The organism is Cellulomonas sp. A375-1, assembly GCF_001040865.1.
GTDB classification, from domain to species: domain Bacteria; phylum Actinomycetota; class Actinomycetes; order Actinomycetales; family Cellulomonadaceae; genus Cellulomonas; species Cellulomonas gelida.
The window spans coordinates 1-19,026 of record NZ_LFKW01000078.1 but is presented as its reverse complement, the minus strand read 5'-3'; the positions used below and the strand labels follow the sequence as shown (position 1 = coordinate 19,026).

The following is a 19,026-nucleotide window of genomic DNA, read 5'->3' as shown; positions in this document are numbered from 1 at the left end:
CGGGTACGGAGGCGGGCACGGCGGCGGGGGCGGGTACGGCGCGCGGGTCAAGGCCGTCGGTGTCTACGTCATCGACGCCGACGGCGTGCACTGGCGGCCCGCGCTCGACCTCAACCGCGTGATCCTCGGCGGGCAGCTCGTGGCGGTGACCGCGGTCGCCTCGCTCGGCGCGGCGCTCGCCGTCAAGGCCGTCGCGGGCGCGCTGGCGAAGGCCGCGATCGCGTTCGCCGAGCGCTGACCACCGCCCAGCCCACGCCGATCAGCGACCAGACCGGCCAGCACGCACCCACCGGCACACACCCGCGCCCGGCGGCCGCGGTGATCAGGACGCGCGGCGCAGGCGGAGCTCGAGCGAGTCGACGCGCTCGGCGACCACGTCGTCAGCGGCGAGTGCCGCGTTGATGTGCGCCACGGCCCCGTCGAGCCTCCCGCGGTCCAGCCCGTCGACGAGCGTCACGACCACGGCGAGCTCGGCGCGACGCCCGGGCTCGACGTCCACCCGCACCACGGCACTCACAGGAGCGAGCGCGCTCGCGACAGCGGCCGCGACGGCGGGCTCGACCGCGCCGTCGCGCACCGCGGGCGTCCACGTCTCCTGCTTCGCGAGCGACCACACCGCGGGTCGGGGCAGCAGCGCGGTGACCGGTCCGCCCGCGTCGACGACGACGACCTCCCAGCCTTCCTGGACCGCGGACAGTGCGGCGCGCGCGACGTCGGTCGGCACAGGACGCGCGTCGCGGCGCCAGGCCGTCATCGTCGCGACCGAGGAGAACACCGGGAGCGCCCGGCGGCCGTCGGGCGCCTGAAGCGCGACGATCCCCGCCGAGGCCTCCTTGTCCACGGTGTGGGTGTGCCCGTCGTGCACCACCTCACCCGCGACCTCGAGCTCGGCGAGCACCGGCACGAGCACCCTCGTCCCCGCGAGCGCGTCCACGACACCGGCGAGCGAGCCCTCTCCGCGCCCGAACGCGGCAAGGGCCGCGCTCACGGCGGGGTCGGCCGAGCCGTCGTCGGCCGCGAACGGCGACGACGGCGGCAGCTCGCGCCCGGCCACGCCTCAGGCCTGCGCGGGGCGACCCGCGACGTCGAGCGCCTCGGGGAGCGTGAACGCCCCGGCGTACAGCGCCTTGCCGACGATCGCACCCTCGACGCCGTCGCCGACGAGCGTGCGCAGCACCCGCAGGTCGTCGAGGCTCGAGATGCCCCCCGACGCGACCACGGGCGCGTCGGTCCGGGCGCACACGTCGCGCAGCAGCTGGACGTTCGGGCCGCGCAGCGTGCCGTCCTTGGTCACGTCGGTCACCACGTACCGCGCGCAGCCCGCGTCCTCGAGCCGTGCGAGGACCTCCCAGAGGTCGCCGCCCTCCTGCGTCCAGCCGCGTGCCGCGAGCGTCGTGCCGCGCACGTCCAGGCCCACCGCGATCTGCGCGCCGTGCGAGCCGATCACCCGGGCGGTCCACTGCGGGTCCTCGAGCGCGGCGGTCCCGAGGTTGACGCGCGTGGCGCCCGTCGCGAGCGCCCGCTCGAGCGACTCGTCGTCGCGGATCCCGCCCGAGAGCTCGACCTTCACGCCCTTGCCCGCGAGCTCGGCCGTGACCTCGGCGAGCAGCGGTGCGTTCGAGCCGCGACCGAAGGCCGCGTCGAGGTCGACCAGGTGGATCCACTCGGCGCCGCCGGCGTGCCAGTCGAGCGCGGCCGCCAACGGGTCTCCGTAGGAGGTCTCCGATCCGGCCTCCCCCTGCACGAGTCGGACGGCCTGGCCGTCCGCCACGTCGACGGCAGGCAGCAGCTCGAGGCGGGGGTCGGTCATGCTTCTCGGTCCTCCAGGATCGCGGGGTTCAGCGCAGCGAGTCGAGCCAGTTGCGCAACAGCTGCGCACCGGCGTCGCCGGACTTCTCGGGGTGGAACTGGGTCGCGCACAGCGGGCCGTTCTCGACCGCGGCGACGAACCGGTCCCCGTGCTCGGCCCAGGTCACGAGCGGCGGCGTCAGGTGCTCGGCCGGCGAGTCGTGCAGCGGGAACGAGCGGGCGGCGTACGAGTGCACGAAGTAGAAGCGCTCGTCGTGCAGGCCGGCGAACAGCACGGACTCCGGGGGCGCCTCGACGGTCGCCCAGCCCATGTGCGGCACGACGTCCGCCTCGAGCCGGTCGACGACGCCGGGCCACTCCCCCAGCCCCTCGGTCTGCTGACCGTGCTCGACCCCCTCGGCGAACATGACCTGCATGCCGACGCAGATGCCGAGCACGGGGCGGCCGCCGGCCAGCCGCCGGTCGACCACCTGGTCGCCGCCGACGCCGCGCAGGCCGGCCATGACCGCGGCGAAGGCTCCGACGCCCGGGACGACGAGGCCGTCGGCCTGCGCCGCGGCGGTCTTGTCCGCGGTGAGCTCGACCTGCGCACCGACGCGCTCGAGCGCCCGGACCGCGGATCGGACGTTGCCGAAGCCGTAGTCGAGGACGACGACACGGGGGGTGGACACCGCGCCAGGCTACCCGGGCGGCAGGACTCGTCCGACGCGGTCACCACTGCGCGAGACACCCCGGACGCCCGGCCGAGGGTGCGGCCGCAGTGCCCGGGCGCACCCTCGGTCGGGGTCGTCGTCAGCCGCAGCTCAGCGCGAGCGAGCTCGGCGCGCTGCCGGTGCCGACGAAGCCGAAGCTCGTCGAGGCGCCCGCACCGAGCGACCCGTTGTACGCCTCGTTCGCGACGACGAGGCTCGTGCCCGACGTGGTCGAGCGGCCGTTCCACACGTTCGAGAGCGAGACGCCTGACGGCAGCGTGCCGCGCACGACCCACCCGTTGAGCGCCCGCGAACCGGCCTTCACCGTCACGTCCGCCTGGAAGCCGCCGGCCCACGAGCCCGTGAGCCGGTACGTGGCCGAGCACGTGCCCGACGGGTTCGTCGTCGGCTGCTGCGTGGGCTGCTGGGTCGACTGGCTCGTGGGCTGCTGAGTCGGCTGCGACCCGGCCGTCACCGAGAAGTCGGTCACGGCGAGGCCCGTACCACCGATCCACGGCTCGAAGCCCGCCTGCACGCTCGTGAGGTACCAGGACGTGGACCCGTAGCCGCGCGCGACCATGTCGTCGAAGAAGGTCTTGACCGCGAAGCTCAGCGACCCCGTGGCCGACGTGCGGACGTAGGACACGACGTTCCAGCCGGTGTTGCCGAACCAGACGTCCCAGGTGCTGCCCGCGAGGTTGACGGTGGCGACCCGCGAGCCGATCGGCTGGATCGGGCCGGCCCGGTTGAGCCAGATCATCAGCTCCGCGCCGTCGTTCTGCTGCGTCGTGGCGCTCGGCCGTGACTTGTGGAACCAGATGTCGTACGCCGCGTCGTACGTCCCGCTCGACGGATACGTCATCGAGACGCTCGTCTGGATGGTGGCGAACCGCGGGTCGGAGACCTGCACGCCGTTCGGGCCGATCACGTCGCTGCTCGAGCAGTTCCCGTAGTGGCAGCCCGCGTAGACCGACGGGTAGGACTTCGGCGCCCCGCTCGTCGAGCTCTGGCCGTCGGCGCGGGTCACGCGAAAGCCCCTGTCGTTCACCGAGATGCACTGCGTCTCGGACGTGCCCCAGCGGTTGTTCGCGACGACGTAGCGGCCGCCGGCGATCGTCGTGCTGCCGTACTGGGCGCAGATCTCGGTGTCCGCGGCTGCGGACTGCGCGGTGGCGATGGCGACCAGGCCGAGCAGCAGGCTCAGCGCGAACGGCAAGGCCCAGAGACGGTGATGGCGACTCATGACGCTCCCTGACGTGTCGACGTCCGCCCCGGGGGTTCCGGCGCCCGACGACGTCGTCGGGCGCGGCGGACGGCTCGAACCTCGAGCCAGTCGAGACAAGCACCGCCACGTCAGGCGCGCGTGCGCGGAATCGATTAGCTCCCGCGTCCTGCCCGGCCTCGGTCGAGGCGCAGGGGACGACGACGCTCGAGGTGCTCCGTCAGCGCTTGCGGCCGCGCGCGAGCGCGCGCATCGCCTGCCAGCGGGACATGCCCACGCTCGTGACGACGCCCGGCACGTCCGCGACGTCCGCCGACCCCAGGAGCAGGTCCTCGAGCACGGCGGGAGCGTCCGCGAGCACGAGGCCCGCAGGCAGGTCGTCGTCGTGCCGGCCGTTGACCCAGCGGACCGCGGCGATCTGCCCCTCGCGCCGGGTCAGCAGGACGACCGGGAGCTGGCGCAGGAGCTGCGAGATCGCGGCGGCTCCCGCCTCCGCGGCCGCCGGGTCGCGCAGGACGGCGACGGCGCCGACAGACGTCGGCACGGCGTCGACCTCGACGTTCGCGATCGCGCAGGCCGCCGCGAGCGGCTCGGGCGCGGCGACCTGCGTGACGACGAGCGCGATGCTCGGGGTCTCGGCCGCGCCGTCGAGCAGGCCGGACAGGTCGTCGGGGACGACGACGTCGCCCGCCCCGTCCGCCTCCGTCAGGGCGCTGAGGTCGTCCGGGACGGTGAGGTCGCGGTCGTCGTGGCGCTCCGGGGTCGTGCCGTCGGGGGTGCTCACAGCGCGCCCTTGGTCGACGGGATGCCCTCCACGCGCGGGTCGAGCTCGACCGCGAACCGCAGCGCCCGGGCCAGCGCCTTGAACTGCGCCTCGACGATGTGGTGCGGGTCGCGGCCCTCGAGCACGCGCACGTGGATCGAGAACGCGGCGTGGTGCGCGATCGACTCGAGCACGTGCCGGGTCAGCGAACCCGTGAAGTGCCCGCCGATGAGGTGGTACTCCTGCCCGGCGGGCTCCCCCGTGTGCACGAGGTACGGGCGGCCGGACACGTCGACCACGGCCTGCGCGAGCGCCTCGTCGAGCGGGACGAGCGCGTCGCCGTACCGCGAGATCCCCCGCTTGTCGCCGAGGGCCTCCTTGAGCGCCTCACCGAGGCAGATCGCGACGTCCTCGACCGTGTGGTGCGCGTCGATGTGCGTGTCACCCGTGGCCTTGACCGTCAGGTCGATCAGCGAGTGCTTGCCGAGGGCCGTGAGCATGTGGTCGTAGAACGGGACGGTCGTCGAGATGTCCGTCTTCCCGGTGCCGTCCAGGTCCACCTCGACCACGACGCTCGACTCGCTCGTCGTGCGCTCGATGCGCGCCGTGCGCGCCCCCGGCGCCGCGTTCGTCGATCGGCTCACAGTCCTGCCACCTCCACCAGGGCGTCCTTGAACGCCTCCGTCTCGCGCGGGGTGCCGACCGACACCCGCAGCCATCCGGGCGGGCCCACCTCGCGGATGAGCACGCCGCGGTCCAGCAGACCCTGCCACACCGCATGCCGGTCCTCGAAGAGGCCGAACAGCACGAAGTTCGCGTCGGAGCCCGCGACCTGCAGGCCCCGCGCGCGCAGCCAGACGACGAGCGCGTCCCGCTCGTCGCGCAGCGCGCCGACCTGCGCCATGAGCTCGGCCGAGTGCGCGAGCGCGGCGCGGGCCACCGCCTGCGTGACCGCCGACAGGTGGTACGGCAGGCGCACGACGCGCAGGGTGTCGACGAGCTCGCGCGACGCGGCGAGGTAGCCGACCCGCGCACCCGCGAGGCCGAACGCCTTGGACATCGTCCGGCTCACCGCGAGGTGCGGGTGGTCGGCCAGCAGCTCGAGAGCGCTCGGCGTGCCGCGACGCCGGAACTCGCCGTACGCCTCGTCGACGACCACGACGCACCCGCCCGGGACCTGCGCGGCCGCGTCGAGCACCGCGAGGATCGTCGCGGTCGGCAGAGCCGTGCCCGTCGGGTTGTTGGGGCTCGCGAGCAGCACCACCGAGGGTGCGTGCTCCGCGATCGTCGCGCGCGCGACGTCGGGGTCGAGGCTGAAGTCCTCCTCGCGCCTGCCCGCCACCCACGCGGTGCTCGTGTCACGCGCGTACTCGGGGTACATCGAGTACGTCGGCGCGAACGACAGCGCGGTGCGACCCGGGCCGCCGAACGCCTGCAACAGGTGCAGCATGACCTCGTTCGAGCCGTTCGCGGCCCAGAGCTGCTCCACCCCGAGTCCGACGCCCGACTCGGCCAGCAGGTACGCCGCCAGGTCCGCGCGGAGCGCCTCGAAGTCGCGGTCCGGGTACCGGTTCAGACCACGCGCGGCGTCCGCCACGGCGGCCGCGACGTCCGCGACGACCTGCTCCGAGGGTGCATACGGGTTCTCGTTGACGTTGAGCGCCACGGGCACGTCGAGCTGGGGGGCGCCGTACGGCTCGAGGCCCGCGAGCTCCGGCCGGACGGGCAGGCTCGTCGGGCCGGTCACGGTCGCCTCCGGGGTGGTGTCGAGGTCGGCGGTCACGCCGGCGATTGTAGGGAGCCCGCCCGCGCGAGTGTCCCCCGCGTCCACGGCCACGCGCTCAGAACCGGGCCCGCACGGCGTCACCGTGCGCGGGCAGACCCTCGGCGTCCGCGAACGCGACGATCCGGTCAGCGACCGTCGCGAGCGCGTCGGCGTCGTACTCGATCACCTGCACCGCGCGCACGAACGAGTGCACGCCCAGTCCGCTCGTGAAGTGCGCGCAGCCGCCCGTCGGCAGGACGTGGTTCGAGCCCGCCATGTAGTCGCCGAGCGACACCGGGGAGAACGCCCCGACGAAGATCGCCCCGGCGCTCGTGACGCGCTGCGCGAGCGCGGCGGCGTCGACCGTCTGGATCTCGAGGTGCTCGGCGCCGTAGGCGTTGACGACCTCGAGGCCGGCGTCGAGGTCGTCGACCAGCACGATCGCCGACTGCGACCCCGACAGCGACGTCGCGACGCGCGACCGGTGGAACGTCGAGTCGACCAGGTCGACGAGCTTGGCCTCGACCGCGCCCGCGAGCTCGACGCTCGGCGTCACCAGGACCGAGGCGGCCAGCGGGTCGTGCTCGGCCTGGCTGATGAGGTCGGCGGCGACGTGCACGGGGTCCGCGGTGCCGTCCGCGAGGATCGCGATCTCGGTCGGCCCGGCCTCGGCGTCGATCCCGACGACGCCGCGCACGAGCCTCTTGGCCGCCGCGACGTACACGTTGCCCGGGCCCGTCACGACGTCGACCGGCTCGCACAGCGTCTCGCCGTCCGCGTCCGTCTGACCCGCCGCGCCGTAGGCGAACATCCCGACGGCCTGGGCTCCGCCGACCGCATAGACCTCGTCGACCCCGAGCAGCGCGCACGTGGCCATCACCGTGGCGTCGGGCAGCCCGTCACGGTCCTTCTGGGGCGGGCTCGCGACCGCGAGCGCCCCGACTCCGGCCTCCTGGGCGGCGACGACGTTCATGATCACCGACGACGGGTACACCGCCAGGCCGCCCGGGACGTAGAGCCCCACGCGCCGCACCGGGATCCAGCGCTGGCGCACCTGCGCGCCGGGCGCGAGCTCGACCGTGAAGTCGGCGGGGCGCTGCGCCGCGTGCACCCGGCGGACGCGCGCGATCGTCTCCTCGAGCGCGGCCCGCACGGCGGGGTCGAGCGTCGAGACGGCCCGCTGCAGCGCCTCGGCCGGCACCCGCAGGTGCTCGGGGCGCACTCCGTCGAACTTCTCCGCGAGGTCACGCAGCGCCGCCGCACCGTGCTCGCGCACCGCTTCGAGGATCGGGGCGACCGTCGCGCCCGCGTGCTCCACGTCGACCTCGGCGCGAGGCAGCTCGGCGAGGAGCTCACGACGGGACAGCGTGCGACCACGCAGGTCGATGCGGGAGATCATGGTCCGAGTCTAGGTCTCGGCCCGGGCGTCGCCCCCGACCTTTACCGCCATGCGGGACACTGGGCACATGCCCACGCCCTCCGCGCCCGAGGTCCCGATCCGCGACGACGTGATCCGCCTGGGTCAGTTCCTCAAGCTCGCCGGGATCGCCGACTCCGGCGCCGACGCCCGCGCGCTGCTCGACGACGGCGCCGTGACCGTCAACGGCGAGCCCGAGGACCGTCGTGGCCGCCAGCTCGTGCGGGGCGACGTCGTGGCGGTCTCGCTCCCCCAGGGCGTCGAGAGCGCCGTCGTCGGCTGAGGCACCGCTCGACGACGGCGCGCGGTCAGCCGTTCAGGCAGCCGGGACCGAGCAGCGCCTTGAGGTCACCGAACAGCGAGGGGTTGCGCGTGACGCGCAGGCCCTCGTCGAGGCGCATCACCGTGGCGCGCCCCGGCTGCGTGAGCCTCAGGTGCACCTCGGTGACCCCGGGGTGGGTCCCGAGCACCTCCTTGAGGCGCTCCACCACCGGCACGGTGCACCGCGCGACGGGCAGCGTCACGACCACGGGCGCGTCGGCCGCGACGTTGACGTCCGGCAGCGTGACCTCCATGGCCTGCAGCTGCATGGTCTCGTCGCGGCGCCGCACGCGGCCCTTGAGCACGACGACCGCGTCCTCGGCGAGCACGGTCGAGTAGGCGACGTAGGTCTCGCCGAAGAACATGACCTCGACCGAGCCCTCCATGTCCTCGAGCGTGACCGCGGCCCACGCGTTGCCCTGCTTGGACATCTTGCGCTGCAGGCTCGTGATGAGGCCGGCGACCACGACCGTCGAGCCGTCGGGGCGCAGCTCGTCGGCGTTGAGCGTCGCGATCGAGACGTCCGCCGCCTGCGTGAGCACGTGCTCGAGGCCGGACAACGGGTGGTCCGAGACGTACAGGCCGAGCATCTCGCGCTCGAACGCGAGGCGCTGCTTCTTGTCCCAGTCCGGCAGGTCGGGGATCGCGATCTGGAACCCGGGGTCGTCGTCCCCGCCGAACACGTCGGCGAACAGGTCGAACTGGCCCTCGGCCTCCTTGCGCTTGACGCCGATGACCGCGTCCACGGCCTGCTCGTGGATCAGCAGCAGCGCCTTGCGCGGGTGGCCCAGCGAGTCGAACGCGCCGGCCTTGATGAGCGACTCGATCGTCCGCTTGTTGCACACGACCGCCGGCACCTTGTCCAGGAAGTCGGTGAACGACGCGTACGGGCCCTTCTCCTCACGCGTGCGCACGATCGCGTCGACCACGTTCGCGCCGACGTTGCGGATCGCCGTGAGGCCGAACCGGATGTCGACCCCGACCGCGGTGAAGTTCGCCGCCGACGAGTTCACGTCGGGCGGCAGCACGGTGATGCCCATGCGGCGGCACTCGCCCAGGTACAGCGCCGACTTGTCCTTGTCGTCGCGCACGCTCGTGAGCAGCGCGGCCATGTACTCGCCCGGGTAGTGGGCCTTGAGGAAGGCCGTCCAGTACGAGACGAGGCCGTACGCCGCGGTGTGGGCCTTGTTGAACGCGTAGTCGGCGAACGACTCGAGGACGTTCCACAACGCCTGCTGCGCGGCCTTCGAGAACCCGCGCTCGGTCATCCCGCCGAAGAAGTCGGCCTGCTGCTTGTCGAGCTCCGACTTCTTCTTCTTGCCCATGGCGCGCCGCAGCACGTCGGCCTGGCCGAGCGTGAAGCCGGCGACCTTCTGGGCCGTGGCCATGACCTGCTCCTGGTACACGATCAGGCCGTACGTCGAGCCCAGGATCTCCGAGAGCGGCTCCTCGAGCTCGGGATGGATCGGCGTGATCTCCTGCTGCCCGTTCTTGCGCAGCGCGTAGTTCGTGTGCGAGTTCACGCCCATCGGGCCGGGGCGGTACAGCGCCAGGACCGCGGAGATGTCCTCGAAGTTGTCCGGCTTCATCAGGCGCAGGAGCGAGCGCATCGGGCCGCCGTCGAGCTGGAACACCCCGAGCGTGTCGCCGCGCGACAGGAGCTGGTAGCTCTCGGGGTCGTCGAGCTCGAGCTCCTCGAGGACCAGCGGGTCCTTGCCGTTCATCTCGATGTTCTCGAGCGCGTCGTCGAGGATCGTCAGGTTCCGCAGCCCGAGGAAGTCCATCTTGATCAGGCCGAGGCCCTCACAGGTGGGGTAGTCGAACTGCGTGATGACCGCGCCGTCCTGCGGGCGGCGCATGATCGGGATGATGTCGATGAGCGGGTCGCTCGACATGATCACGCCGGCGGCGTGCACGCCCCACTGCCGCTTCAGGCCCTCGATGCCCTTGGCGAGCTCGACGACGCGCTGCGCGTCGGGGTCCGCCGCGTGGACCTGGCGGAACTCCTCGGCTTCGTTGTACCGCGGGTCGGCCGGATCGAAGATGCCCGTGAGGCTGATGTCCTTGCCCATGATCGCGGGCGGCATCGCCTTGGTGAGCTTCTCCCCCATCGCGAACGGGAAGCCCAGGAGCCGCGAGGAGTCCTTGAGCGCCTGCTTGGCCTTGATGGTGCCGTAGGTGACGATCTGCGCGACGCGGTCCTCGCCGTACTTCTCGGTCACGTACCGGATGACCTCGCCACGCCGACGCTCGTCGAAGTCGACGTCGAAGTCGGGCATCGAGACGCGGTCCGGGTTGAGGAACCGCTCGAAGATCAGTCCGTGCCGCAGCGGGTCGAGGTCGGTGATCCGCATCGCGTACGCGGCCATCGACCCGGCGCCCGAGCCACGGCCCGGGCCGACGCGGATCCCGTTGTTCTTGGCCCAGTTGATGAAGTCGGCGACCACGAGGAAGTACCCCGGGAAGCCCATCTGCGTGATGACGCCGGTCTCGTAGTCCGCCTGCTTGCGCACGTCGTCGGGGATGCCGCCCGGGTACCGCTCGTGCAGCCCGGTCTCGACCTCCTTGACGAACCAGCTCGTCTCGTCCTCCCCCGGCGGGCAGGGGTAGTTCGGCATGTAGTTGGCCTTGGTGTTGAACGACACCTCGCACTGCTCGGCGATGCGCAGCGTGTTGTCGCACGCCTCCGGCAGCTCGGCCCAGATGCGGCGCATCTCCTGCGCCGACTTCACGTAGTAGCCGGAACCCTCGAAGGCGAACCGGTTGCCGCCCTGCTCGTAGGTGGGCTCGGTGAGCGCCGAGCCCGAGTTGATCGCCAGGAGCGCCTCCTGCGAGGACGCGTCCTCCTCCCGCACGTAGTGCAGGTCGTTGGTCGCCACGAGCGGCGCGCCGATCGTCTCGGCCAGCCGCAGCAGGTCCTTGAAGACGCGGGTCTCGATGTCGAGACCGTGGTCCATCAGCTCGACGTAGAAGTACTCCTTGCCGAAGATGTCCTGCAGCTCGCCCGCGGCCTGCACCGCCTCGTCCCACTGCCCGAGGCGCAGACGCGTCTGCACCTCGCCCGACGGGCACCCCGTGGTCGCGATCAGCCCCTTGCCGTACGTCTGCAGCAGGTCGCGGTCCATGCGGGGCCACTTGCCCATCTGACCGTCGAGCGACGCGAGCGAGCTCGCCCGGAACAGGTTCATCAGACCGTCGTTGTTCCGGGCCAGCAGTGTCATGTGCGTGTAGGAGCCGCGGGCCGAGACGTCGTCGCTCTCCTGGCCCTGCTGACCGAACCGCACGCGCGTCTGGTCGAACCGGCTCGTGCCGGGGGTGACGTACGCCTCGATGCCGATGATCGGCTTGATCCCGGCGGACGTGGCCTTCGACCAGAAGTCGAACGCCCCGAACAGGTACCCGTGGTCCGTGGTGGCGATCGCGGTCTGGCCGAGGCGTCCGACCTCGGCGAACAGCGGCGCCAGCCGAGCGGCACCGTCGAGCATCGAGTACTCGGTGTGCACGTGGAGGTGGACGAACGACGAGTCCTGCACTGCTGATCCGGCTGCCACGCAGCGAGTCTAGGTCGCCCCGGCGACACTCCCGCTCAGGCTCAGCGGTACCCGGCGGAGATCACGTCGAGCGCGTGCTGCAGGTCCTGCGGGTACCCGCTCTCGACCTCGAGCCACTCCCCGGTGCCGGGGTGCTCGAACCCCAGGCGGACGGCGTGCAGCCACTGCCGCTCGAGCCCCGCGCGCTGCGCGAGCGCCGGGTCGGCGCCGTACGTGAGATCGCCCACGCACGGGTGCCGCAGCGCCGAGAAGTGCACGCGGATCTGGTGCGTGCGGCCCGTCTCGAGGTGCACCTCGACGAGCGACGCCGCCGGGAACGCCTCGAGCAGCTCGTAGTGCGTGACCGACGGCTTGCCGCTCGCCGTGACGGCGAACTTCCAGTCCTGGCTGGGGTGCCGCCCGATGGGCGCGTCGATCGTGCCCGTCGTCGGCTCGGGGTGGCCCTGCACGAGCGCGTGGTAGACCTTCTCGACCGTGCGCTCCTTGAACGCGCGCTTGAGCACGGTGTACGCGTGCTCGCTCTTCGCGACGACCATGAGACCGCTCGTGCCGACGTCCAGCCGGTGCACGACGCCCTGCCGCTCGGCGGCGCCCGACGTCGAGATCCGGTAGCCCGCCGCGGCCAGCGCGCCGACGACGGTCGGCCCCGTCCAGCCCGGTGACGGGTGGGCGGCCACGCCCACCGGCTTGTCGATCACCACGACGTCGTCGTCGTCGTACACGATCCCCATGCCCGGCACCGGCTCAGCCACGACCTCGACCGCAGGCGACGCCACCGACGGGATCTCGACCTGGAGCCACGCACCGGCCGGCAGCCGGTCCGACTTGCCCACGGGCTTGCCATCGAGCAGCACGCCGCCCGCCTCGGCGATCTCGGCCGCGCGGGTGCGGGACACGCCCAGCAGTCGGGACAGACCCGCGTCGACCCGCTCTCCCGCGAGGCCGTCCGGCACCGGGAGGCTGCGCACGTCAGCCACGAGCGCTGCCGTCCGCGTCCGCGTCGTCGGCGTGCCCGGCACCGGGCTCGCCGTCGGACTCGCCGTCCGCATCGTCCGCGAGATCGTGGTCGCGCGTCCCGTCGACACCCACGCCGCGCGCGACGAGCAGCACGACGAGACCCGCGGCCACGACGATCGCGATGTCCGCGACGTTGCCCACGAACCAGTCCACGTACGCGATGAAGTCGATCACGTGCCCGCGCGCGAACCCGGGCTCACGCACGAGCCGGTCGACGAGGTTGCCGAGCGCGCCGCCGAGCAGCAGGCCGAGCGCGACCGCCCAGGTCGTGGACCCGAGCCGGCGAGCGACCCGCACGAGCACCACGACGACCGCCACGGCGACGAGCGTGAGGACCCAGGTCATCCCGGTCGCGATCGAGAGCGCCGCACCGGGGTTGAACACGAGCTGGAGACCGAGCAGGTCCCCGATCAGCTCGCGCCGCTCGCCGTCGAGCGTCGCGATCGCCCAGGCCTTGCTGAGCTGGTCGAGGACGAGGACACCCCCGGCGATGGACACGAGCAGCGCGACCAGGCGCCGACGGCGACGCTCGTCGGCGGGACGTCCGTGCGGCGCGCGCTCGGCGCCGGCGTCGTCGGCGACGTCCGCGTCGCCCGCCACGTCAGCGTCCAGCGGGTCGCTCGTCGGCACCGCCCGGTCGGTCGTGGGCTCGGTCGGCGTCGCCGGGGCGACGTCGGTCGTCTCGTCCCCGTCGGGGAGGGTGGAAGGCACCGCAGGAGTCTACGGTCGCGGCACGCGGCGGGACGCCGAGGTCCGTCAGCGACGCTCTTCGCGCTGCTTGCACTCGACGCACAGGGTCGCGCGCGGGAACGCCTGCAGGCGTGCCTTGCCGATCGCCTTGCCGCACGACTCGCAGGTCGCGAACGTGCCGGCGCTGATCCGGGCCAGCGCGTGCTGCGTCTGGCTGAGCATGTCGCGCGTGTTGTTCACGAGCGTGAGCTCCTGCTCGCGCTCGAGCGCCGACGAGCCGGAGTCGGCCTGGTCGTCGCCCGCGCCGTCGCCCGAGTTGCGCAGCAGGTCCGAGAGCTCGGCGTCCGCGGACGCGAGCTCGCTCGAGAGCCGGTCCACGTCGGACGCGAGCTCGTCGGCGACGTCGCGCACCTCGCGCGCGGTCCACGGCTTCTCGCCCTCGCGGACGGGGAAGAGCTTCGCGAGACGCGCGAGCTCCTTGGCGTCGTCCGGAACGACGACGGTGCTGAGCGAGTCGTTCGCCACGGCTGGGCCCCCTGTCAGTGAAGTCACGTGACTGTAGACGTGCATACGGCGCCGCACAACACGACACGCCGGGTGAAGACCCGGCGTGCCGTGGCGCTGACCAGCGCGAACGACGGCAGTACCCCGGCTGCCGTCCGCGTGCCAGCGAGTCGCCCGCTCGTGCGGGCGAGTGCGAACGATGGACTACAGGTTGTGGCCCTCGCCGACCGGCTGGGCCGCCGACGAGCGCGGCGGGAGCGCGTTGCCGCGGTTGTCGAGGTCACCGAGCAGGTTCTCGAGGTAGCTCTTGAGGCGCGTCCGGTAGTCGCGCTCGAACACGCGCAGCTCGTCGATCTTGCGCTCGAGGAGCGACCGCTCCTGCTCGAGCTGGCCGAGCGTGCGCTGCGACGTCTCCTCCGCCTCGCGGACGATCCGGTTCGCCTGGCTCTTCGCCTCGCCGACGAGGCGCTCGGACTCCTCCTGGCCGCTGCGGACGTAGTCGTCGTGCAGCTTCTGCGCGAGCTGGAGCATGCCGGTCGCGGACTCGGGCTCGCTCGTGCGCACCGGGCCGGCCGAGACGGCGGCGGGGACGGGCGCGGGCGCCGCCACGACAGGGGCGGGCTCGGGAGCGGGCTCGGGCTTCGGCGGCGCGACGGGCGCGGCCACCGACTGCTGGGCGCCGGCGCGGCTCAGCTCGGCGATGCGGCGCTCGGCCGCCGCGAGCTTGGTCTTGAGGTCCTCGTTCTCGCCCTGGAGGTCACGCAGGGTGTTGACCACCTCGTCGAGGAAGTCGTCGACCTCGTCCTGGTCGTATCCCTCACGGAACTTCGTCGCCTGGAACTTCTTGTTCAGGACGTCGTCTGCGGTCAGCAGTGCCATCGTCGTCACCTCGTTCGGGTAGTGCGGGGTAGGTATAGCTGCGGTCGGCGCTCACTCGCCCACCTCGGCCACCGTAGCGGACAACGCCCGACGTCGACGGTAGACGTCACGCGTCTGGCGGGAACCTAGAGCTGCGCGGCGATGCTGGGCAGCAGCGACAGCAGGAAGCTGCAGCCGATGAACAGCACCAGGAACGCCAGGTCGAGGCGGACCGGACCGATGGTCACGGGCGGCAGGATCCGCCGCAGCGCACGCAGCGGCGGATCCGTCACCGTGTAGGTGGCCTCCGCGATCACCAGCACCGCCCCACGGGGCCGCCACTCGCGCGCGAAGAACATGACCCAGTCCAGGATCAGCCGGACGAGCAGGAACAGGAAGAAGACGAAGACGACGAACGTCAGCAGCTGCAGGACGAGGGCCACGCGTCAGCTCTGGTTGTAGAAGCCCGGACGACCGTTGCCGGTCGCGGGCGCCTCGCCGCCCGAGACCTCGACGTGCGCCGGCGAGAGCAGGAAGACCTTGTTGGTCACGCGCTCGATCGCGCCGTGCAGCCCGAAGATGAGGCCGGCCGAGAAGTCGACGAGCCGCTTGGCGTCCGCGTCGTCCATGTCGGTGAGGTTCATGATCACCGGGGTGCCCTCGCGGAACGCCTCGCCGATCTTGCGCGCGTCGTTGTAGGACCGCGGGTGGATCGTCGTGATGCGACGCAGCTCGGCCGCCGGGGCCGCGTGCTCGACGGCCGCGACGCGGGTCGGGCGGAACGGCGTGACCTGGGCCTCGTGCTCCTCGTGCTCCATGGGCGCGTCCGTCCCCTCGTACTCGTCGAGGTACTCACCGTTCTCGGCGTGGTCGTCGGCCAGGCCCAGGTACAGCATCGTCTTGCGCAGCGCTCCGGCCATGGCCCCGCTCCTCCCCCGGACATCGTCCGGACCAGCTCGTCGGACCCTCGACGCCGCAGCCCGTCACTGCGGCCGCGTGTCGCAGGCCCGTCTTCTCCGCTGGTCACGCTAGCAACGCCGTCCCTGTGCCTCCCGGCGCGACACGCCGACATGCCTCCGTGTCAAGAGCAGATGTGCACAGGCGGCAGAGCGATCCGGTGTCAGACGAGGCGGACCACGCCCGCGAACCGACCGGTGCGCCCCGACCGGCGGTAGGAGAACAGCTCCGCGTCGCCCCACGTGTCGCGCGCCGACCGGCTCACGTGCGGCACGCCGGCCGCGCGCAGGACCGCCTCGACGCCCGCAGGCAGGTCGAGCGCGGGCGTCCCCCAGGCCGTCGTCGCCGCGGTCGGCGGGAGCACCGCCGCGACCTCGTCGCGCAGCTCGGCGGGGACCTCGTACGACGAGCCGGCGACCGACGGCCCGATCGCGGCACGGACCCGGGTGATGTCGCCGCCACGGGCCACGAGCGCGTCGAGCGCCGCCTGGACCACGCCGTCGAGCAGACCGCGCCGTCCCGCGTGCGCGGCGGCGACGACCCGCGCGACCGGGTCCGCGAGGAGCACGGGGACGCAGTCGGCGACGAGCACGGCCAGCGCGACGTCGTCCGCGCGCGTCACGAGCGCGTCCGCCGTGCCGACAGGCGCGAGCACGTCGTCGGGCAGCGCGTGCGCGCCGCTGACCTCGACGACGTCCGCGCCGTGCACCTGGTCGACGAACGCGACGCGGCAGCCCAGGCGCGCGGCGAGCCGTTCCCGGTTCGCCGCGACTGCGCGCGGATCGTCGCCCACGTGCGCGCCGAGGTCGAGGCTCTCGAACGGAGCCCGGCTCACCCCGCCGCGGCGGTCGGTGAATCCCGCGACGACGCCGGGGCCGAGATCGACCTCGTCGAGGTGGATCTCGGCCCCGGCGCGGGACGTCACTTGAGGAAGTCGGGGACGTCGAGCTCCTCGCGCTCGCGCTCGCGACGCGGCTCACCCTCCGAGAAGATCCGCGGGACCTCGAGCGCACCCGTGATGGGCGTGGGCTCGGCCTGCGTGGACAGGAACGCCGGGACCTCCGGGACCGCCGCAGTCGTGGCCGGTGCGGGCGTGAACGCGGGGACGGGCTCGGACGCGTTGGGCCGCGGCGCGGGGACGTGCGGCACCTGGCGCGGCGCCTGCCCGCTGACCTGGCCGAGCGCACGCGCGTCGCGTCGCACGGTCGGCGAGCCGCCGTCGAACCCGGCCGCGATGACCGTCACGCGCACCTCGTCGCCCAGCGCGTCGTCGATGACCGCACCGAAGATGATGTTCGCCTCGGGGTGCGCGGCCTCTTGGACCAGCCGGGCCGCCTCGTTGATCTCGAACAGGCCGAGGTCGGATCCACCCTGGATCGACAGCAGCACGCCGTGCGCGCCGTCGATGCTGGCCTCGAGGAGCGGCGAGCTGATCGCCATCTCCGCGGCCTGCACGGCGCGGTCGTCGCCCCGCGCGAAGCCGATGCCCATGAGCGCCGAGCCGGCGCCCTGCATGACGGACTTCACGTCAGCGAAGTCGAGGTTGATCAGGCCGGGCGTCGTGATCAGGTCGGTGATGCCCTGGACACCGGACAGCAGCACCTGGTCGGCCGAGTGGAACGCGTCCAGCACGGAGACCGAGCGGTCCGAGATCTGCAGCAGGCGGTCGTTGGGGATGACGATGAGCGTGTCGACCTCGGCACGCAGCGCGTCGATGCCCGCGTCCGCCTGCACCGAACGGCGGCGGCCCTCGAACGTGAACGGGCGCGTGACGACACCGATCGTCAGCGCACCGAGCGAGCGCGCGATGCGCGCGACGACCGGAGCGCCACCCGTGCCCGTGCCGCCGCCCTCGCCCGCGGTGACGAAGACCATGTCCGCACCCCGCAGGACGTCCTCGATCTCCTCCGCGTGGTCCTCGGCGGCCTTCTTGCCGACCTCGGGGTCGGCGCCCGCGCCGAGCCCACGCGTGAGCTCACGGCCGACGTCGAGCTTGACGTCGGCGTCGGACATGAGCAGGGCCTGCGCGTCGGTGTTGACCGCGATGAACTCGACACCCTTGAGGCCGACCTCGATCATGCGGTTCACGGCGTTCACGCCGCCGCCGCCGATGCCGACGACCTTGATGACCGCCAGGTAGTTCTGCGGAGCTGCCACGGTGGGTGCCTCTCGTTCGTGCCGATCGTGCGAGCCTGTCGGGCGCGGGCCCGGCGTGTGTCGTGCTGCGGTGGGTCCGGTCGGTCGCGCTCCGGCCCCTGCGGTCCGACGTCCGCCCCGCGACACGCCGCGAGGACGAGCTCAAACCTTCACCCTCTACTTGAGGGTTATAGTTATGTCAGGTGTGCTGTCAGGGCGTGACGGTAGGTCGGGTCCAGTCGTGGATCAACGACCGCGCGCGCGTGTCGGCCGACGGATTCCCCACACCATGGCGACCTCACCCGGTGGCCCCCGCGCCGGGGTGTGGACGGCTCACTTGATGATCGGCATGCGAGGGGCCGAGACGTCGACGACCGTGGCCGACTTCACCGCGTCGGAGCCGAGCAGGGTCGTCAGCACCGCGATCTTCAGCGTCGTGTCCGCCGAGCTCCCCCAGTCCACGCGCAGCCCCCCGCGCAGCTCCATCGAGACCGTGTCCTGCGTGCGCGCCGAGATCGACCCGACCTGCGGCGACAGCTCGACGGGCAGCTCGTGGACCACGTCGAGCACGGCCCGAAGCGTCCGCTTGTCGCCCGCGGGCACGTCCACGACCGGCAGCTCGGCGGGTGCCTTGCGCACGTGGCCGACCTGCACGCCCTCCTCGTCGAGCAGCGTGAACCCCGAGCGGCCCTGCGCCGGCACGGCCGCGACGGGCTCGCGCGCGACGATCGTGACCGTCAGCCCGTGCGGCCAGTCGCGCGACACCGACGCCTCGCGCACACCCGGCACGTCGAGCACGTCCTGCCGGATCGCGCCGGTGTCCAGGCGCGGCAGCGGCGTTCCCGCGTGCGCGGCGACGACGTCGCTGACCTTGTCGCTCGCGACCACCGACCCGGCGCCCTCGATGTCGACCACGAGCTCGCTCGTGTCGAGCGCGAGCACGGGCGACCACAGCAGCAGCCACGCGAGCGCGGCCAGCGCGACGCAGGCGCCGAGGATCCCGATCGCCTGCCGGCGCGCGATCGTCCGGCGGACCTTGGCCCGCTCGGCGAAGCGTGCTGCCGACGTGGTCGAGACCACCGGCGGCACCCGGATCGACACCGCGGGGGGCGGCGGGACCGGCCGCAGCGCGCCCGGGTCGACCCGCGCGACGGCGCGCTGCGTCGGGCCGGTGGCGGGCTCGTCCGCGCTCGTCTCGACGGGACGGGACGACACCGTGCGAGGAGTGCGGGCCTCGCGCTGTGCGGGCGTCTCGCTCTGCCGCACGTCCTGCCCCGGCTCGGGGGTCGGCACGGGGCGCGCACCACCTCCGCGCGCGGCCGAG

The 19,026-nt window shown here is 72.8% G+C and carries 20 protein-coding genes; 2 read left to right on the top strand and 18 right to left on the bottom strand.

Going from position 1 to position 19,026, the window contains the following annotated elements; all coding sequences use genetic code 11:
• Positions 1 to 238, top strand: a 238-nt coding sequence (locus CWIS_RS08685; RefSeq protein ID WP_048342874.1) for a hypothetical protein, incomplete at its 5' end; no start/stop codon positions are given.
• A gap of 84 nt (positions 239 to 322) precedes the next feature.
• On the opposite strand, the gene CWIS_RS08680 is transcribed toward CWIS_RS08685, so the two are convergent.
• From CWIS_RS08680 to hisD, 8 genes are all read right to left on the bottom strand, one after another.
• Positions 323 to 1,054 carry an SseB family protein gene (locus CWIS_RS08680; protein ID WP_048342873.1) on the bottom strand — a complete coding sequence of 244 codons (732 nt, stop codon included), beginning with the start codon at positions 1,052 to 1,054 and terminating at the stop codon, positions 323 to 325.
• Positions 1,055 to 1,057: 3 nt separating this feature from the next.
• The gene (gene priA, locus CWIS_RS08675) at positions 1,058 to 1,810 is read right to left on the bottom strand and encodes a bifunctional 1-(5-phosphoribosyl)-5-((5-phosphoribosylamino)methylideneamino)imidazole-4-carboxamide isomerase/phosphoribosylanthranilate isomerase PriA (RefSeq protein ID WP_048342872.1); all 753 of its coding nucleotides are present in this window, start codon (positions 1,808 to 1,810) and stop codon (positions 1,058 to 1,060) included.
• Positions 1,811 to 1,838: 28 nt separating this feature from the next.
• The gene (gene hisH / locus CWIS_RS08670) at positions 1,839 to 2,480 is read right to left on the bottom strand and encodes an imidazole glycerol phosphate synthase subunit HisH (RefSeq protein ID WP_048342871.1); all 642 of its coding nucleotides are present in this window, start codon (positions 2,478 to 2,480) and stop codon (positions 1,839 to 1,841) included.
• 121 nt (positions 2,481 to 2,601) lie between these two features.
• The gene (locus CWIS_RS19345) at positions 2,602 to 3,744 is read right to left on the bottom strand and encodes a cellulose binding domain-containing protein (protein WP_048342870.1); all 1,143 of its coding nucleotides are present in this window, start codon (positions 3,742 to 3,744) and stop codon (positions 2,602 to 2,604) included.
• A gap of 199 nt (positions 3,745 to 3,943) precedes the next feature.
• Positions 3,944 to 4,507 carry a hypothetical protein gene (locus CWIS_RS08660; protein WP_369796533.1) on the bottom strand — a complete coding sequence of 188 codons (564 nt, stop codon included), beginning with the start codon at positions 4,505 to 4,507 and terminating at the stop codon, positions 3,944 to 3,946.
• Positions 4,504 to 5,130 (bottom strand): imidazoleglycerol-phosphate dehydratase HisB, encoded by a 627-nt coding sequence (hisB, locus tag CWIS_RS08655; RefSeq protein WP_048342869.1) that lies wholly within the window; start codon positions 5,128 to 5,130, stop codon positions 4,504 to 4,506. Before hisB ends, CWIS_RS08660 begins: the two co-directional genes overlap by 4 nt.
• On the bottom strand, positions 5,127 to 6,269 hold the full coding sequence (locus CWIS_RS08650) for a histidinol-phosphate transaminase (protein ID WP_082156330.1): 1,143 nt from the start codon (positions 6,267 to 6,269) through the stop codon (positions 5,127 to 5,129). The genes hisB and CWIS_RS08650 overlap by 4 nt, the downstream gene beginning before the upstream one ends.
• A 58-nt stretch (positions 6,270 to 6,327) precedes the next feature.
• Positions 6,328 to 7,650 carry a histidinol dehydrogenase gene (gene hisD / locus CWIS_RS08645; RefSeq protein WP_048342868.1) on the bottom strand — a complete coding sequence of 441 codons (1,323 nt, stop codon included), beginning with the start codon at positions 7,648 to 7,650 and terminating at the stop codon, positions 6,328 to 6,330.
• 67 nt (positions 7,651 to 7,717) lie between these two features.
• Between hisD and CWIS_RS08640 the strand changes: the two genes are divergently transcribed.
• Entirely contained in the window at positions 7,718 to 7,951 is a 234-nt protein-coding gene (locus tag CWIS_RS08640; protein WP_048342867.1) for an RNA-binding S4 domain-containing protein, read from the top strand.
• A gap of 25 nt (positions 7,952 to 7,976) precedes the next feature.
• Here the strand turns inward: CWIS_RS08640 and dnaE are convergent, their stop codons facing one another.
• The 10 genes from dnaE to CWIS_RS08590 form a co-directional block, all read right to left on the bottom strand.
• On the bottom strand, positions 7,977 to 11,540 hold the full coding sequence (gene dnaE, locus CWIS_RS08635) for a DNA polymerase III subunit alpha (protein WP_048342866.1): 3,564 nt from the start codon (positions 11,538 to 11,540) through the stop codon (positions 7,977 to 7,979).
• Between the two features lie 41 nt (positions 11,541 to 11,581).
• Positions 11,582 to 12,517 (bottom strand): RluA family pseudouridine synthase, encoded by a 936-nt coding sequence (locus CWIS_RS08630; RefSeq protein WP_048342888.1) that lies wholly within the window; start codon positions 12,515 to 12,517, stop codon positions 11,582 to 11,584.
• A complete protein-coding gene (locus CWIS_RS08625; RefSeq protein WP_369796532.1) occupies positions 12,510 to 13,268 on the bottom strand; it encodes a signal peptidase II in 759 nt (252 codons plus the stop codon). The genes CWIS_RS08630 and CWIS_RS08625 overlap by 8 nt, the downstream gene beginning before the upstream one ends.
• A 45-nt stretch (positions 13,269 to 13,313) precedes the next feature.
• On the bottom strand, positions 13,314 to 13,772 hold the full coding sequence (locus CWIS_RS08620) for a TraR/DksA C4-type zinc finger protein (RefSeq protein ID WP_048342865.1): 459 nt from the start codon (positions 13,770 to 13,772) through the stop codon (positions 13,314 to 13,316).
• A 183-nt stretch (positions 13,773 to 13,955) separates the two neighbouring features.
• A complete protein-coding gene (locus CWIS_RS08615; RefSeq protein ID WP_048342886.1) occupies positions 13,956 to 14,630 on the bottom strand; it encodes a DivIVA domain-containing protein in 675 nt (224 codons plus the stop codon).
• A gap of 125 nt (positions 14,631 to 14,755) precedes the next feature.
• Positions 14,756 to 15,052 carry a YggT family protein gene (locus CWIS_RS08610; RefSeq protein ID WP_048342864.1) on the bottom strand — a complete coding sequence of 99 codons (297 nt, stop codon included), beginning with the start codon at positions 15,050 to 15,052 and terminating at the stop codon, positions 14,756 to 14,758.
• Positions 15,053 to 15,055: 3 nt separating this feature from the next.
• A complete protein-coding gene (locus CWIS_RS08605) occupies positions 15,056 to 15,529 on the bottom strand; it encodes a cell division protein SepF (protein ID WP_048342863.1) in 474 nt (157 codons plus the stop codon).
• A 200-nt stretch (positions 15,530 to 15,729) separates the two neighbouring features.
• The gene (gene pgeF, locus CWIS_RS08600; protein WP_229747435.1) at positions 15,730 to 16,491 is read right to left on the bottom strand and encodes a peptidoglycan editing factor PgeF; all 762 of its coding nucleotides are present in this window, start codon (positions 16,489 to 16,491) and stop codon (positions 15,730 to 15,732) included.
• Positions 16,488 to 17,723, bottom strand: coding sequence for a cell division protein FtsZ (gene ftsZ, locus CWIS_RS08595; protein WP_048342862.1), 1,236 nt, complete (start codon positions 17,721 to 17,723; stop codon positions 16,488 to 16,490). The genes pgeF and ftsZ overlap by 4 nt, the downstream gene beginning before the upstream one ends.
• A 312-nt stretch (positions 17,724 to 18,035) precedes the next feature.
• Positions 18,036 to 19,026: cell division protein FtsQ/DivIB (locus CWIS_RS08590; RefSeq protein ID WP_231583737.1), on the bottom strand; the 991-nt coding region annotated here is incomplete at its 5' end.

Coding starts and splice junctions, on each gene's coding strand:
- CWIS_RS19345 (WP_048342870.1), bottom strand. CDS start 3,744: ATGAGTCGCCATCACCGTCTCTGGGCCTTGCCGTTCGCGCTGAGCCTG.
- CWIS_RS08615 (WP_048342886.1), bottom strand. CDS start 14,630: ATGGCACTGCTGACCGCAGACGACGTCCTGAACAAGAAGTTCCAGGCG.
- hisD (WP_048342868.1), bottom strand. CDS start 7,650: ATGATCTCCCGCATCGACCTGCGTGGTCGCACGCTGTCCCGTCGTGAG.
- CWIS_RS08640 (WP_048342867.1), top strand. CDS start 7,718: ATGCCCACGCCCTCCGCGCCCGAGGTCCCGATCCGCGACGACGTGATC.
- priA (WP_048342872.1), bottom strand. CDS start 1,810: ATGACCGACCCCCGCCTCGAGCTGCTGCCTGCCGTCGACGTGGCGGAC.
- CWIS_RS08605 (WP_048342863.1), bottom strand. CDS start 15,529: ATGGCCGGAGCGCTGCGCAAGACGATGCTGTACCTGGGCCTGGCCGAC.